Genomic DNA, 12,064 nt, shown 5'->3' with positions numbered 1-12,064 from the left:
GACCATGCTCTCCGGCATGATCCCGGCCAGCGCCCCCACGGCCCGCGTCCGCGCGGTGTCGCCCGAGGGCGTGCACGTCTCCCGGTCCCTGCCGGAAGAGACGCCCGTGGCGCTCGTCTACAACGGCGGCACCCAGGCGGTGATGATGGCGACCCCCGCCGACCTCGTGGACTTCGCCCTCGGCTTCACCCTCACCGAAGGCATCGCGCCCCGCCACCTCCTGCCGGAGGTCGAGGTCGTCGCCCACGACACCCCCTCGGGCCCGGGCCTGGAGGCGCGGATGTGGCTCCCGCCCGAGGCCGAGCAGGCCCTTCGCTCGCGCCGCCGCGCCTCCGTCGGCCCGGTGGGCTGCGGCCTCTGCGGCATCGACTCGCTCGCCCAGGCGCTCCGCCCGCTCCCCGTCCTGCCCGAAGCCTACGCCGGCCTCACCACCGCCGACGCCCGCTTCGCGCTGGGGGAGCTGCGCGACTGGCAGCCCCTCCACGACGAGACGCGGGCCGTCCACGCGGCGGGCTTCTGGCAACCCGGTCAGGGCATCCTGCTGGCGCGCGAGGACGTGGGCCGCCACAACGCGCTCGACAAGCTGATCGGCGCAATGGCCCGCGCCGGCATCGACCCCTCGATGGGCGCCATCGCCCTGACCTCGCGCCTGTCGGTCGAGATGATCCAGAAGACCGTCATGGCCGGCTGCCCGATCCTCCTCGCCGTCTCGGCCCCCACCGCCCGCGCGGTGCGGATCGCCGACGCCGCCAACCTCACCCTTGCCTCCACCTCGCGGGGGGAGGTGCAGGTCTTCACCCACCCCCGCCGCATCGTCACCCGCCGCCGCCGGGAGGGACCGCGCTTTGTCCGCTGACGCCGCCAAGCTCGTCCGCATGGCGAACCAGATCGCCACGTTCTTCGCCTCCCAACCCGGCGACATCCAGGCCGAGGAGGTCGCGGCCCACCTCAAGGCCTTCTGGGAGCCCCGGATGCTGACCGCGCTCCTTGCCCACGCGGACGCCGGCGGCGCGGGCCTGTCGCCGCTCGCGCTCCGGGCGGTGGAGCGGCTGCGCGTCCCGACCGCCTGACCCTCAGCCCAGTTGGCGCCCGTGCAGCGCCGCCCGCGCGGCGTCGAGCAAGGGCTCGGCCGCTGGCCACGCACGGTCAACCGTCGCCTCGGCCGCCCACCCCACCAGAGCGCCCGCCGTCACGTCCGACGGGTAATGCGCGCACCGGGGAACCTGCGCCACGCCGATGGCCGCCGCCGCGCCATAGAGCGGCACGGCCGCCCCAGGCCAGACCCGCGCCACCGCCCGCGCCGCCGCCACCGCGTCCGCCGTGTGCCCCGACGGGAAGGAGTTCCACGGCCCCTCGTTCCGCCCCAGGAGGCCGCTCTCGTATTCCCCGCCATCGGCGAGCACATGGGGCCGCGTGCGGACCACCACGGCCTTGACCACGCTCTTGACCGCCGTGGCGAGCGCGACGGAAGCCAGGAGCCGCCCCCCGGCCTCGGCCAGCCGCCTTTCGTCGGCGAGCAGCCCGGCGGCGAGCGTCAGCGCGCCCAGGGCGAACATCGGCGGCTGGTCGGCCACCTCGCTCAGGTGGCCCAGCGCGCGGGTGACGGGATGGTGGCGAACCTCGGCCGCGGCTTCCGCCACGGCGAGGTCCGCCTCCTCGATGGTCTCGATGGTGTCCTGAAGGCTCATGCCACCGGAACGCGCCAGGCGCGCGGGCGGTTGCCTCCGCGCCCGGATGCCGCAGGCGACCTTACAGCGTCCGGTCCGCCACCCAGCGCGCCCAGGCGTCGGGCGTCCCGGCGAAGGCGTTCACGTCCACCGGCCCCTGCACGCCGGGCACCAGCCCGGTCCCGGAATACTGCCAGAACGTCCAGGCCGCGTCGCCGTAGACCTCGGACGGGTGCCGCGTCACCGCCCGCAGCCACTTGTCCATGCCGCTCAGCCGCCACATCTCGTTGCGCTCCCAGAAGTCCGGGGTCGTGTAGATGATCGGCCGCTGGTCGTAGTGCCGCCCGACGATGTTGAGCCAGGTCTGCACCTCGGCCCGCACGGTCTCCGGGTCGGGCCGGTACGACCCGCAGGTAGGCGAGGCGTTGTTCCATTCGAGGTCGAGCACCGGTGGCAGCGCCCCCCGTTCCTTGGGGACGTTGGCGATGAACCAAGCGGCCTGTGTCGTGGCGGGCCCGCACCAGTAGTAGAAATGGTACGCCCCGCGCGGCACGCCCGCCGCCCCCGCGCCCCGCCAATGCCCGGCGAATCCGGCATCCACCCGGTCCCCGCCCTCGGTCGCCTTGATGAAGGCGAAGCTCACGCCATGGGCGCGGGCGGTGCGCCAGTCCACCGGCGCCTGGTAGCGCGACAGGTCGATGCCATGAACCGGATAGGCGCGCGGAGACCGGCTCTTCCACTCCACCGGCTCCGCATCCCCGAAGGCCGGCGCGACGCCCGACGCGCGGGCCGAGGCCATCGAGGTTCCCGTCTCCATGTGCCGCCCGCCGCCTCCGCAGGCCGCCAGCGCCAGCAGGGCCGCCAGCCCACAGACCTTCGCCATTCCCGCCTTGACCCGCATCCCGCGAATCTCCTGTCCCCACACCTCCCGGTTGAGCCGGGACGCCCGCCTTTGCCCCATTCTGCGCCCGGGCCCCGGCCTCGCGCAAGGCGGAACCCGGCCTGGGCGCGGCATCACGTCGGCGTGAAATCCCTTCCGACCAAATTGGTCAGGATTGACGAACCCAAGCGATTTCGTCAGTCATGCTGCGACGCACCGCAGGAGCGCTCCGCGCCATGATGATCTGCCACTGCAACGGCCTGTCCGACAGCGACATCCATTCCGCCATCGACTGGATGCGCGCCGCCGACCCCGACACGATCATCACGCCGGGCAAGGTCTACCGCGCCCTGGGCAAGCGGCCCGACTGCGGCGGCTGCCTGCCGCTCTTCCTTGCCACCATGGAACGGAATGATAACCTGCAGGTCCCCGCCGGCGTTCCGATCCTGCGGGCGCAGCAGAGGGACAAGCAATGCAAGGCAACCCCGAGGTCATCGAGTATCTGAACCGGGCGCTCCGCAGCGAACTGACGGCCGTCAGCCAGTACTGGCTCCATTACCGTCTCCAGGAGGACTGGGGCCTCGGCCACCTCGCCAAGAAGAGCCGCGAGGAAAGCATCGAGGAGATGCACCACGCCGACCGGCTGATCGCGCGCATCATCTTCCTCGAAGGCCACCCCAACCTCCAGAAGCTCGACCCCCTCCGCATCGGCGAGACCGCCCGCGAGACGCTGGAGGCCGACCTCGCCGCCGAGAAGGAGGCCGCCGCGCTCTACCGCGAGGCCTATGCCTTCTGCGACAAGGTCGGCGACTTCGTGTCCAAGGAGCTGTTCATGGAGCTGCTGCGCGACGAGGAAGGCCACATCGACTTCCTCGAAACCCAGCTCGGCCTCTACGACCGCATCGGCACCCAGCACTACGAGCACCTCAACGCCGAACCCGCCAACGAGGCCAGCGCCGAGGATGGCGGCCAGGGCAAGGACTGACGCCCCCAACGAACAAGGGGGGCCATCAGGCCCCCCGCTCACTCGTTCCGCCCTCTCGCGCCCGTCAGACGCACTTCACGATGACGGGCTTCATCATGTCGCCCCAGCAGCCGCCGCCGCAGTGGTAGCGCTCGGACCGTTGCAGCTCCACCGACATCCCGGAGTCCACCGACTCGCGGACCGCCGCGTTCAGGCGGGTGATCTGGTCCGCCACCGCCTCGATGGCGGCGGTCTGGCGCTCGGACAGGGTCATGGTGTCTTGGTCCATCGCGTCGGGGGTCATGTCGTACATCGTAGGGCCTCCCTTTCTCGGTCAGGCGTGGGTGAACTGGGCGGTCTCGGTGGACTCGCCCATGGCGGTGGTGGAGGATTGGCCTTGGCTGATGGTGGTGGCGACCTGGTCGAAGTAGCCGGTCCCGACCTCGCGCTGGTGGCGCACGGCGGTGAAGCCCCGCTCGGTCGCCGCGAACTCGCGCTGCTGGAGCTCCGAATAGGCGTCCATGCCCCGGTCGCGGTAGCCGTCCGCCAGCTCGAACATCGACAGGTTCAGCGAGTGGAACCCCGCCAATGTCACGAACTGGAACTTGTAGCCCATGGCGCCCAGCTCGCGCTGGAACTTCTTGATCGTTTCGTCGTCCAGCTTCGCCTTCCAATTGAAGCTGGGCGAGCAGTTGTAGGCCAGCAGCTTGCCCGGATACCTGGCGTGCACCGCCTCCGCGAACTTCCGCGCGTCGTCGAGGTCGGGATGCGAGGTCTCCCACCACAGCAGGTCGGCGATCTCGGCATAGGCCAGCCCCCGCGCGATGCAGTGGTCGAGGCCCGTCCCCGCCTTCAGCCGATAGAAGCCTTCCGGCGTCCGGTTCTCGCGGTCGATGAACGGATGGTCCCGCTCGTCCACGTCCGAGGTGATGAGCTGCGCCGACTCCGCGTCCGTCCGCGCCACGGTGATCGTCGGCACCCCCATCACGTCCGCCGCCAGCCGCGCCGCGACAAGGTTCCGCTCGTGCGCCGCCGTCGGGATCAGGACCTTGCCGCCCAGGTGCCCGCATTTCTTCTCGGACGCGAGCTGGTCCTCGAAGTGGACCCCCGCCGCGCCGGCCTCGATGAAGGCCTTCATGATCTCGAAGCTGTTCAGCGGCCCGCCGAACCCGGCCTCGGCATCCGCGACGATCGGCACGTACCAGTCGCGGGTGACGTTGCCTTCGCTGGCCTCGATCTCGTCGGCCCGCCGCAGCGTCCGGTTGATCCGCCGGCACAGCTCCGGCGCGGCGTTCGCGGGATAAAGCGACTGGTCGGGATACATCGCGCCGGCGGTGTTCGCGTCCGCCGCCACCTGCCAGCCCGAAAGGTAGATCGCCTTCAGGCCCGCGCGGACCTGCTGCATCGCCTGGTTGCCGGTCACGGCCCCCAGCGCGTTCAGGAAGGGCTGCTCGTGCAGATCCTTCCACAGCCGGTTCGCCCCCCGCTCGGCCAGCGTGTGCTGGATGGTGAGAGAGCCACGCAGCTTGGCGACGTCCTCGGGCGAATAAGGCCGGTTGATCCCGTCGAAGCGCCCCTCGGGGGCGTGCGGGACGAGGTCCTGGAAGGTCAGTTCGGTCATGGGGGTCGGTCCCGTCTGTGCTGTTGTCTGGATACCATGTTGCGGCACCGCAGCATTCGGACAAGACGGACAGACCCTCCCAAAGGATGACTTGTAAAATCCATACAAGATGTAAATTGTAAATCTGTATCTCTTGTGACAGGAGCCCGCCCATGGACGCGCAGACCCGCCGCAAGATCATGGCCGGCGCGCAGCTCCGCCGCCTCCGCGCCACGCTGGGCCTCTCGCAAAGCGCCATGGCCGCGGAACTGGGCATCTCCGTCAGCTACCTGAACCTTGTCGAACGCAACCAGCGCCCCCTCACCGCCCAGCTCCTCATCCGCCTGTCCGAGACCTACGCCATCGACGCCCGCGACTTCGCCGGGGCCGAGGACGGCCAGGGCGCCGCCGAGATCGAGGAGGTCTTGGCCGACCCCCTCCTCGCCCCCCTTCAGGTCCCCCGCGCCGAGGTCAAGGCCGCGCTCGAACAGGCCCCCACCCTCCTCCAGGCCCTCAAGCGCCTCCACGCCGCCTACGCGGGCGCGGCCGAGCTCGGCTCCGCCCACGCCGGCGAACGCTCCGAGGCCGAACGCGGAGGCCCCCCCGCCATCGACGCCGTGGAGCAGGTGCGCGCCTTCCTCCAGCACCACGACAACCATTTCCCCGCGCTGGAGGACGCCGCCGAATCCCTCTCCGCCGAACTCGGCCAGGTCGAGGGCGACCTCCTCCACGCCCTGATCCTGCGCCTGCGCGCCCGTCACGGCATCCGCGTGCAGGTCCAGACCCACGCCGAGATGGGCGTGACCTTGCGCCACTACGACCGCCACCGCCGCAAGCTGATGATCTCGGAACTGGTCGAACCCGCCGGCCGCGCCTTCCAGGCCGCCTACCAGATCGGCCTGCTGGAGGCTGGCGACATCCTCGACGCCCTCCTCGCCGCCTCCGACCTCCGCGACCCGCAGGCCCGCCGCCTCGGGCGGATCACGCTGGCCAACTACTTCGCCGCCGCGCTGATGATGCCCTACGGCCGCTTCCTCGCCGCCGCCCAGTCGCTCGGCTACGACGCCGAGATGCTGGGCGCCCGCTTCGGCGCGAGCTTCGAGCAGGTGGCCCACCGCCTCACCACCCTCTCGCGCCCGCAGGCGCGCGGCGTGCCCTTCTTCATGGTCCGCGTGGACAACGCCGGGAACGTGTCCAAGCGCTTCTCCTCCGGGGCCTTCCCCTTCTCGCGCTTCGGCGGCACCTGCCCGCGCTGGAACGTCCACGACGTGTTCCGCCACCCCGGCCGCATCCTCACGCAATTGATCGAGATGCCGGACGGCAAGCGCTGGTTCTCCCTCGCCCGCACCGTCCGCCGCCTCTCCGCCCCCTGGGGCGAGCCCGAGGCCGCCTTCGCCGTGGGCCTGGGCTGCGAGGAGCGGTTCGCCCCCCAGCTCGTCTACGCGCGCGGCCTCAAGGAGATGCGCCCCACCGGCATCGGCGTGAACTGCCGCCTCTGCGAGCGCGCCAACTGCCCCAGCCGCGCCGCCCCCCCGCTCCTCGGCGGCCTCGACCTGTCCGAATCGACGCGCGGCGTGTCGCCGTTCGGGCGCTGAGGGCCACGGTCCCGACCGCCTCATGGGGGAACATGGCTGGCGGGCTGAAGCCCGCCCTACGGGTCAGGTCGTTGTAGGGCGGGCTTCAGCCCGCCATCTCCGGCTCCAAGCCCCGTAGGGTGGGATCCCACCCCACCACGCGCGCCCCGTCACAAGCGCTGCCCGACGACCGCCCCGCCCTACGCCTTCGGCGCGTCGCGCTCCGCCACCACCTGCGCCAGCCGGATCACCAGCGCCGCCCAGTCGATGCGCGGCGGGGGCGGCTCGCCCCCGTCGCCGGCCAGCCGCAGCCCCCGCAGCAGCGGCAGCTCGGGCAAGGCGGGGTCGTAGGTCAGGAAATCCATGCGCGTTCGGTCCTGTCCTCGAAGGGCGGGAGGCGCGTCCCGCCGGCTTGGCTCGCGCGGCCTGTTAGCCAAGGGCCGCGCCCACGCCAAGGGGCAGCAAAGCGCGCCGCCCCGCGACCTTTCGTCAGTCCTCCATCGGCCCGCCGGCGGCCTTCCAGTCGCCGATCCCGCCGATGTTGTGGACCTTCCCGAACCCCATCTCCTTCAGCGTCTTGCCCGCCAGAGCCGCCTGCCCGCCCGCGCCGCAGACGAGGTAGATCTCCGCGTCCTTCCTCAGCACCGGGTTGTGGTATTGCCCGCTCTCGTCCGCCGCGAACTCCAGGAAGCCGCGCGGCACCCGCGCCGCCCCGGCGATGGTGCCCGTCTTGGCGATGGCCGCCGAATCGCGCACGTCGATGAACAGCGCCCCGCCCCCGGCGTGCCGCGTCATCGCTTCCTCGACGGGGACGCGAGGCACCTCCCGGTTGGCCTCGTCCAGATATTCCTTGGCGGTCTTCATCGCGAAATTCCTTCCTTGGGGTGGCAGGTTGCCCCTGCTCGCTCCCGGTTATGGCAGCACCGCCGGGCCGCCGCCAAGTCCCATCGCGACGAGCCGCCGCGCCGGGGACCAAGGCCGGAGGGCTGGAACCCCGGCCGCCAAGCCGCTAAGGACGTGTCCCCGGTTCCGCCCCACGGAAAGCCTCCATGCCGCTCCCCGCCAAGCGCCGAAAGGTCCGCCTCCGCCGCGCCCTCCGCGCCCTCGGCCCCGCGATGCCGCGCCCCTCGGGCGGGGAACCCTTCCGCGCCGCCCTCGGCGCCGGCCTCGCGCTCCTCGCCTGCGGGGCGATGGTGGCGCTGGGCGGCCGCGCCGGCGCCTCCGAGGGCCTCATCCTGATCGCCCCCCTGGGCGCCACGGCCTTCCTGCTCTTCGCCGCGCCGAACTCGCCGCTCGCGCAGCCCTGGTCGGCGGTGGTCGGCAACACCGTCTCGGCCTTCGTGGCCGTGACCGTGGTGCTGATCGGCCCGCCCCAGGCCATCGCGGCGGGGCTCGCGGTGTTCTGGGCCATCGCCGGCATGGCCGCCGTCCGCGCCATGCACCCGCCCGGCGGCGCGGTCGCGCTCGCCACCGTCCTCGCCGCGCCGACCGTGACCGAGCTCGGCTACCGCTTCGTCCTCGCGCCCGTGCTGCTCGACACCGTGGCGCTGGTCGGGCTCGCCATGCTGTTCAACCGTCTCACCGGGCGGCACTACCCGTTCCGCCAGCCCCACCGCGACCCCGCGCACCGGCTGGGCCTCCAGCCCGAGGACCTCTCCGCCCTCCTCCACCGCCTGAACCAGAGCGCCAACATCGGCACCGAGGACTTCGGACGCCTCCTCGAAGCCGCCGAGGCGGAATCCGAGCGCCGCCGTCGCGGCCCCACGCCCTCGGTCGCCCGCTAGCCCAGTCTCAGCGCGCCCGGGCGACCCCGGCCAGCGCCAGCAGCAGCTCGCCCATGTCGAGAGGCTTCTCGCAATGCGGCAGGTCCTCGTAGGGCTCGGGCAGGCTCCAGTGCGGCGAGGCCGAGGCGAAGACCACCGGCACGCCCGCCCGCCGCAGCACGTCCACCAGCGGGAACACGGGGCCCCGGCCCAGCCGGACATCCAGGACGGCGGCGTCGGGCGGATCCTCGGCCGCCAGCCGGTCCAGGGCCTCCTCGACGCTGGGAACCGGCCCGATCACCGTCGCTCGCAGCGCCCCGAGCGCCACGCGCATCTCCTCCGCCTGGAGGTAGTCGTCCTCGACCACGAGGATGCGGCGCCCTTGCAGCCGGAGTCTGATGTAGTCGTCCGGCATCCGCCCGATCCTCCCTCGCGAGGGGGGAAACGTCCCGCGCCGGGCGCCGTTCCGCGCCCGCCGGGTGCCCCGACGGCAGCCCGCGACGCGCCCCGGACCAACGAAAAAGGCCCCTCGCGGGGCCTGTCGGATCGGTCGATCAGAAGGTTTGGTGGAGCCAAGCGGGATCGAACCGCTGACCTCTTGCATGCCATGCAAGCGCTCTCCCAGCTGAGCTATGGCCCCTTACCGTGTCGCCGGGCCTGGGTGGCACCGACGTGACGCTCTCTAGTGGCCGCCGGTGGGGAGCGCAAGGGCCTTTCCACAAGGCCCCCGCGTTCCCCGGCGGCAATCACTCGTCGTCGCCGGCGACGTCGCCGAGGTCCTCGAAGGACACTTCCTCGTCCTCGTCGTCCTCCAGCACCTCGTCCCCGAGGTCGTCCGCGTCGTCCGCCACGTCGTCGTCGTCGAGCAGCAGATCGTCCTCCTCGCCGACCTTGAGGCGCTTGGTCTGCGCGTCCTCGGCGTCGGCGACCATGGTGCGCGTCCGGCCCACCTCGATGCTGACGATCTGGCCCGTGTAGGGGCTGACGATGGGCGAGCGGTTCAGGTCGTAGAAGCGCTTGCCCGTGGTCGGGCAGATGCGCTTCTTGCCCCATTCTTCCTTGGGCATGGTCAGGTCCTTTCCGGTTCGTCGGAGGGCGCCGGGCGGGCCGGAGCAACCTCGCACTTGCAGCGCATCGGGGTGCCCTGCCATAGTCGGGGCCGGCTGTCAAAGGGCTTCGGACGGCAGGGGGCGCCACGTGGACGACGACCATATCCTTCCCGGCGACCCGCCGGTCGCGGTCGCCCTGCGCCGCTCGGCCCGCGCGCGGCGGCTGTCGCTGCGGATCTCGGGCACCGACGGGCGCGTGACGCTGACCCTGCCGCTGCGCGCCCGCCTGGGCGACGGCCTCGCCTTCCTGCGCGAGCGGGAGGGCTGGCTCCGCGACCATCTGGCGCAGGCGCCCGCGCTGATCCGCCCCGCCTTCGGCGCGCCCATCCCCTTCGAGGGCCGCGACCTCCTGCTCTGCCCCGCCGAGGTGCGGCACGCGACGCTGGCCTCCGACCGCCTGCTCCTGCCGCCCGACCCCGACCGCGTGGCCCCGCGCCTGTCCGCCTTCCTCAAGGCGCAGGCGCGCGACCGCCTCGCCGCCGCCTGCGACCGCCACGCCCGCGCGCTGGGCCGCAGCCACACGCGGCTCACCCTCCGCGACACCCGCTCCCGCTGGGGCTCCTGCACGTCGGACGGGCACCTGATGTTCTCCTGGCGGCTGATCCTCGCGCCGCCCGCCGTGCTCGACTACGTCGCCGCCCACGAGGTCGCGCACCTCGCCCGCATGGACCATTCCCCCGCCTTCTGGGCGCTGGTCGGCGACCTCTGCCCCGGCTGGGTGGCGCAGCGCGACTGGCTCCGGGCCGAGGGCGCGGGCCTCCACCGCCTGCGCCTGTCTTGACCGCCGACCCGCGCCCGCCCACCGCCGACCGCGCCCCCGACACGGCGGCCTGCGTCCACGACCGCATCTACCGCACCCTCCGCGCCCGCATCATGCACGGCGAGGTGGCCCCCGGGCAGGCCCTCACGCTCCGCGGCGTCGGCAAGGAGTTCGGCGTCTCCATGACCCCCGCGCGCGAGGCCGTGCAGCGCCTCGCCGCCGAGGGGGCGCTGACCTTCTCCCTCTCCGGCCGCGTCTCCACCCCCGCCCTCTCCAACGACCGGATCGAGGAGCTGGCCACCCTCCGCGCCATGCTCGAACCCGAGCTGGCCTCCCGCGCCCTCCCCCGCGCGCACTTCGCCCTGATCGAGCGCCTGGAGGCCATCAACGAGGGGGTGAGCCGCATGGTCGCCCGCCAGGACGCCACCGGCTACATCCGCATGAACCTCGAATTCCACCGCACGCTCTACCTGCGCGCCCAGTCCCCCGCGATCCTCGCGCTGACCGAGACCGTCTGGCTCCAGCTCGGCCCCACCATGCGCGCCCTCTACGGGCGCCTGCAACGCACCGAGCCGCCCCGCAACCACCGCCTGATCCTTGCCGCCCTCAAGGCCGGCGACGACCCCGGCCTCCGCCTCGCCGTGCGGACGGACGTGACCCAAGGGCTGCGGATGCTGAAAGGATGACACCTTGCTCCACTATCACCTGACCTGGACCGACCCCCGCCCCGACGAACCCGACTGGATGGCCTGCGAGGTGTCCGAGGAGGGCCACGTCACCCGTCTGGTCGAGCATTTCGCCCTCGGCTGGACCGACTGGCGCGAGGCCACGCGCGAGGAGCGGGACAGCCTCTGGGCCGACCCCTTCGCGCCGCCCGGCCCCGACGACGGCGTGGCGCTGCGCGAGATCGCCCCCGAGGACTTCGAGGCCCTCTGGAATCAGTCCGAGGCTGGCTCGGACGAGTGAGGCTCCGGCGCGGCGGCCCCAGCCCGACGTCGCGCCCGACGCTCCCCCCGACGCCGTTCGGGCCCGCTTGACATCCTGACTGTTTCACTCAACTATCCTCCTCAGCCATCCCGGCCCGGTCGGGACAGCCATCGCCCGTTCCGCGCTTCAGGAGGCTCCCCCGATGGCCACGCTCTCGCTCGTCCCCAACACCGCCCCGCGCATCCCCTCCGATCCCGTCCACGACGCCCGCGACCTCGTCGGCCCCTCGGGCCTCGGCCAGATCCGGCTGGACGGCCAGACCTACACCCTGCGGATCACCCGCGCCGGCAAGCTGATCCTGACGAAATGAGCGCCCCCGTCCCCGCCGGAGGCGCGCCCGTCGGCCGCCTCGACGCCCTCCCTCCGCTCGAAGGCCTGTCCGTCCGCGCGCTCCGCCGCTGGTGCGACGGCGGCCCCGAGGCCCTGGCCGAGGACTTGGCCGAGAGCCTGGGCACCCCCCGCGCCTCCGACCGCGCCGCGCAGGCCTTCGACGCGCTCTGCCGCCACTGCCTCGGCGGCTGCCGCCGCCCGCTGATGCGCCACGGCGGCAACTGCCTGTGCCTCGGCGCCGACGAGGCCGCCTTCGCCCTTCTGGTCCGCACCGCCACGGACGGCGAGCGCGAGGACGCCCTCATGCTCGCCGTCTGCATGGTCCGCCCCGACCTCGCCCCGGCGCTGGTCCAGCTCGCCCAGCAGGCCGGCCTCGCCCTCCGCTGCGCGCTGGTCCCGCCCCGCCCCTCCACGCTGCACTAGGCCGACT

At 72.6% G+C, this 12,064-nt stretch carries 19 protein-coding genes and 1 tRNA gene; 11 read left to right on the top strand and 9 right to left on the bottom strand.

Annotated elements, in window-relative coordinates; all coding sequences use genetic code 11:
• Positions 1–4 precede the first annotated feature (4 nt).
• Both fdhD and J2Z33_RS09785 read left to right on the top strand, forming a co-directional pair.
• Positions 5–856 carry a formate dehydrogenase accessory sulfurtransferase FdhD gene (fdhD, locus tag J2Z33_RS09790; RefSeq protein ID WP_245218742.1) on the top strand — a complete coding sequence of 284 codons (852 nt, stop codon included), beginning with the start codon at positions 5–7 and terminating at the stop codon, positions 854–856.
• Positions 846–1,070 (top strand): formate dehydrogenase subunit delta, encoded by a 225-nt coding sequence (locus J2Z33_RS09785; protein ID WP_377109756.1) that lies wholly within the window; start codon positions 846–848, stop codon positions 1,068–1,070. Before fdhD ends, J2Z33_RS09785 begins: the two co-directional genes overlap by 11 nt.
• Positions 1,071–1,073: 3 nt before the next feature.
• Here J2Z33_RS09785 and J2Z33_RS09780 read toward each other — a convergent pair whose 3' ends face one another.
• Together J2Z33_RS09780 and J2Z33_RS09775 are read right to left on the bottom strand one after the other, a co-directional pair.
• Positions 1,074–1,688: a phosphatase PAP2 family protein gene (locus J2Z33_RS09780; RefSeq protein ID WP_209840331.1), complete on the bottom strand. Its 615-nt coding sequence runs from the start codon at positions 1,686–1,688 to the stop codon at positions 1,074–1,076.
• Positions 1,689–1,749: 61 nt separating this feature from the next.
• Complete coding sequence (locus tag J2Z33_RS09775; protein ID WP_209840329.1) at positions 1,750–2,550, bottom strand: glycoside hydrolase family 25 protein; 801 nt, start codon at positions 2,548–2,550, stop codon at positions 1,750–1,752.
• A 233-nt stretch (positions 2,551–2,783) separates the two neighbouring features.
• On the opposite strand from J2Z33_RS09775, the gene J2Z33_RS09770 reads away from it, so the two are divergent.
• Positions 2,784–3,053, top strand: coding sequence for a (2Fe-2S)-binding protein (locus J2Z33_RS09770; RefSeq protein WP_209840481.1), 270 nt, complete (start codon positions 2,784–2,786; stop codon positions 3,051–3,053).
• The gene (gene bfr / locus J2Z33_RS09765) at positions 3,020–3,532 is read left to right on the top strand and encodes a bacterioferritin (protein ID WP_209840327.1); all 513 of its coding nucleotides are present in this window, start codon (positions 3,020–3,022) and stop codon (positions 3,530–3,532) included. Before J2Z33_RS09770 ends, bfr begins: the two co-directional genes overlap by 34 nt.
• Before the next feature lie 64 nt (positions 3,533–3,596).
• On the opposite strand, the gene J2Z33_RS09760 is transcribed toward bfr, so the two are convergent.
• Together J2Z33_RS09760 and aceA are read right to left on the bottom strand one after the other, a co-directional pair.
• On the bottom strand, positions 3,597–3,824 hold the full coding sequence (locus J2Z33_RS09760) for a hypothetical protein (protein WP_209840325.1): 228 nt from the start codon (positions 3,822–3,824) through the stop codon (positions 3,597–3,599).
• 21 nt (positions 3,825–3,845) lie between these two features.
• A complete protein-coding gene (gene aceA / locus J2Z33_RS09755; protein ID WP_209840323.1) occupies positions 3,846–5,132 on the bottom strand; it encodes an isocitrate lyase in 1,287 nt (428 codons plus the stop codon).
• Between the two features lie 152 nt (positions 5,133–5,284).
• On the opposite strand from aceA, the gene J2Z33_RS09750 reads away from it, so the two are divergent.
• The gene (locus tag J2Z33_RS09750; RefSeq protein ID WP_209840321.1) at positions 5,285–6,706 is read left to right on the top strand and encodes a helix-turn-helix domain-containing protein; all 1,422 of its coding nucleotides are present in this window, start codon (positions 5,285–5,287) and stop codon (positions 6,704–6,706) included.
• Positions 6,707–6,885: 179 nt separating this feature from the next.
• Here the strand turns inward: J2Z33_RS09750 and J2Z33_RS09745 are convergent, their stop codons facing one another.
• Both J2Z33_RS09745 and J2Z33_RS09740 read right to left on the bottom strand, forming a co-directional pair.
• A complete protein-coding gene (locus J2Z33_RS09745; protein WP_209840320.1) occupies positions 6,886–7,050 on the bottom strand; it encodes a hypothetical protein in 165 nt (54 codons plus the stop codon).
• Positions 7,051–7,174: 124 nt separating this feature from the next.
• Entirely contained in the window at positions 7,175–7,549 is a 375-nt protein-coding gene (locus J2Z33_RS09740) for a rhodanese-like domain-containing protein (protein WP_209840317.1), read from the bottom strand.
• Positions 7,550–7,734: 185 nt separating this feature from the next.
• On the opposite strand from J2Z33_RS09740, the gene J2Z33_RS09735 reads away from it, so the two are divergent.
• Positions 7,735–8,469 (top strand): HPP family protein, encoded by a 735-nt coding sequence (locus J2Z33_RS09735; RefSeq protein WP_209840316.1) that lies wholly within the window; start codon positions 7,735–7,737, stop codon positions 8,467–8,469.
• 7 nt (positions 8,470–8,476) lie between these two features.
• Here J2Z33_RS09735 and J2Z33_RS09730 read toward each other — a convergent pair whose 3' ends face one another.
• From J2Z33_RS09730 to J2Z33_RS09720, 3 genes are all read right to left on the bottom strand, one after another.
• Positions 8,477–8,863 carry a response regulator gene (locus J2Z33_RS09730; protein ID WP_209840314.1) on the bottom strand — a complete coding sequence of 129 codons (387 nt, stop codon included), beginning with the start codon at positions 8,861–8,863 and terminating at the stop codon, positions 8,477–8,479.
• Between the two features lie 149 nt (positions 8,864–9,012).
• Positions 9,013–9,088, bottom strand: a tRNA-Ala gene (locus J2Z33_RS09725).
• 106 nt (positions 9,089–9,194) lie between these two features.
• Positions 9,195–9,515 carry a TIGR02300 family protein gene (locus J2Z33_RS09720; RefSeq protein WP_209840312.1) on the bottom strand — a complete coding sequence of 107 codons (321 nt, stop codon included), beginning with the start codon at positions 9,513–9,515 and terminating at the stop codon, positions 9,195–9,197.
• A 130-nt stretch (positions 9,516–9,645) separates the two neighbouring features.
• Between J2Z33_RS09720 and J2Z33_RS09715 the strand changes: the two genes are divergently transcribed.
• The 5 genes from J2Z33_RS09715 (at position 9,646) to J2Z33_RS09695 (ending at position 12,057) form a co-directional block, all read left to right on the top strand.
• Positions 9,646–10,338 carry a M48 family metallopeptidase gene (locus J2Z33_RS09715; RefSeq protein WP_342454159.1) on the top strand — a complete coding sequence of 231 codons (693 nt, stop codon included), beginning with the start codon at positions 9,646–9,648 and terminating at the stop codon, positions 10,336–10,338.
• Complete coding sequence (locus tag J2Z33_RS09710; protein WP_245218741.1) at positions 10,335–11,003, top strand: GntR family transcriptional regulator; 669 nt, start codon at positions 10,335–10,337, stop codon at positions 11,001–11,003. Before J2Z33_RS09715 ends, J2Z33_RS09710 begins: the two co-directional genes overlap by 4 nt.
• Positions 11,004–11,007: 4 nt before the next feature.
• Entirely contained in the window at positions 11,008–11,283 is a 276-nt protein-coding gene (locus J2Z33_RS09705) for a hypothetical protein (protein WP_209840308.1), read from the top strand.
• 163 nt (positions 11,284–11,446) lie between these two features.
• Positions 11,447–11,614 (top strand): hemin uptake protein HemP, encoded by a 168-nt coding sequence (gene hemP, locus J2Z33_RS09700; RefSeq protein ID WP_209840306.1) that lies wholly within the window; start codon positions 11,447–11,449, stop codon positions 11,612–11,614.
• Entirely contained in the window at positions 11,611–12,057 is a 447-nt protein-coding gene (locus J2Z33_RS09695; RefSeq protein ID WP_209840304.1) for a hypothetical protein, read from the top strand. Before hemP ends, J2Z33_RS09695 begins: the two co-directional genes overlap by 4 nt.
• Positions 12,058–12,064 lie beyond the last annotated feature (7 nt).

It is taken from the genome of Rubellimicrobium aerolatum, assembly GCF_017872975.1.
In the GTDB taxonomy this organism is placed as follows: Bacteria; Pseudomonadota; Alphaproteobacteria; order Rhodobacterales; family Rhodobacteraceae; genus Rubellimicrobium; species Rubellimicrobium aerolatum.
This window is presented reverse-complemented; position numbering and strand designations above follow the sequence as displayed.

Excerpts from the sequence above, each read along its gene's own strand:
- J2Z33_RS09735 (WP_209840316.1), top strand. The coding sequence starts at position 7,735 with ATGCCGCTCCCCGCCAAGCGCCGAAAGGTCCGCCTCCGCCGCGCCCTC.
- J2Z33_RS09740 (WP_209840317.1), bottom strand. The coding sequence starts at position 7,549 with ATGAAGACCGCCAAGGAATATCTGGACGAGGCCAACCGGGAGGTGCCT.
- fdhD (WP_245218742.1), top strand. The coding sequence starts at position 5 with ATGCTCTCCGGCATGATCCCGGCCAGCGCCCCCACGGCCCGCGTCCGC.
- J2Z33_RS09745 (WP_209840320.1), bottom strand. The coding sequence starts at position 7,050 with ATGGATTTCCTGACCTACGACCCCGCCTTGCCCGAGCTGCCGCTGCTG.
- J2Z33_RS09730 (WP_209840314.1), bottom strand. The coding sequence starts at position 8,863 with ATGCCGGACGACTACATCAGACTCCGGCTGCAAGGGCGCCGCATCCTC.
- aceA (WP_209840323.1), bottom strand. The coding sequence starts at position 5,132 with ATGACCGAACTGACCTTCCAGGACCTCGTCCCGCACGCCCCCGAGGGG.
- J2Z33_RS09775 (WP_209840329.1), bottom strand. The coding sequence starts at position 2,550 with ATGGCGAAGGTCTGTGGGCTGGCGGCCCTGCTGGCGCTGGCGGCCTGC.
- bfr (WP_209840327.1), top strand. The coding sequence starts at position 3,020 with ATGCAAGGCAACCCCGAGGTCATCGAGTATCTGAACCGGGCGCTCCGC.
- J2Z33_RS09780 (WP_209840331.1), bottom strand. The coding sequence starts at position 1,688 with ATGAGCCTTCAGGACACCATCGAGACCATCGAGGAGGCGGACCTCGCC.
- J2Z33_RS09750 (WP_209840321.1), top strand. The coding sequence starts at position 5,285 with ATGGACGCGCAGACCCGCCGCAAGATCATGGCCGGCGCGCAGCTCCGC.
- J2Z33_RS09760 (WP_209840325.1), bottom strand. The coding sequence starts at position 3,824 with ATGTACGACATGACCCCCGACGCGATGGACCAAGACACCATGACCCTG.
- J2Z33_RS09695 (WP_209840304.1), top strand. The coding sequence starts at position 11,611 with ATGAGCGCCCCCGTCCCCGCCGGAGGCGCGCCCGTCGGCCGCCTCGAC.
- J2Z33_RS09770 (WP_209840481.1), top strand. The coding sequence starts at position 2,784 with ATGATGATCTGCCACTGCAACGGCCTGTCCGACAGCGACATCCATTCC.
- J2Z33_RS09720 (WP_209840312.1), bottom strand. The coding sequence starts at position 9,515 with ATGCCCAAGGAAGAATGGGGCAAGAAGCGCATCTGCCCGACCACGGGC.
- hemP (WP_209840306.1), top strand. The coding sequence starts at position 11,447 with ATGGCCACGCTCTCGCTCGTCCCCAACACCGCCCCGCGCATCCCCTCC.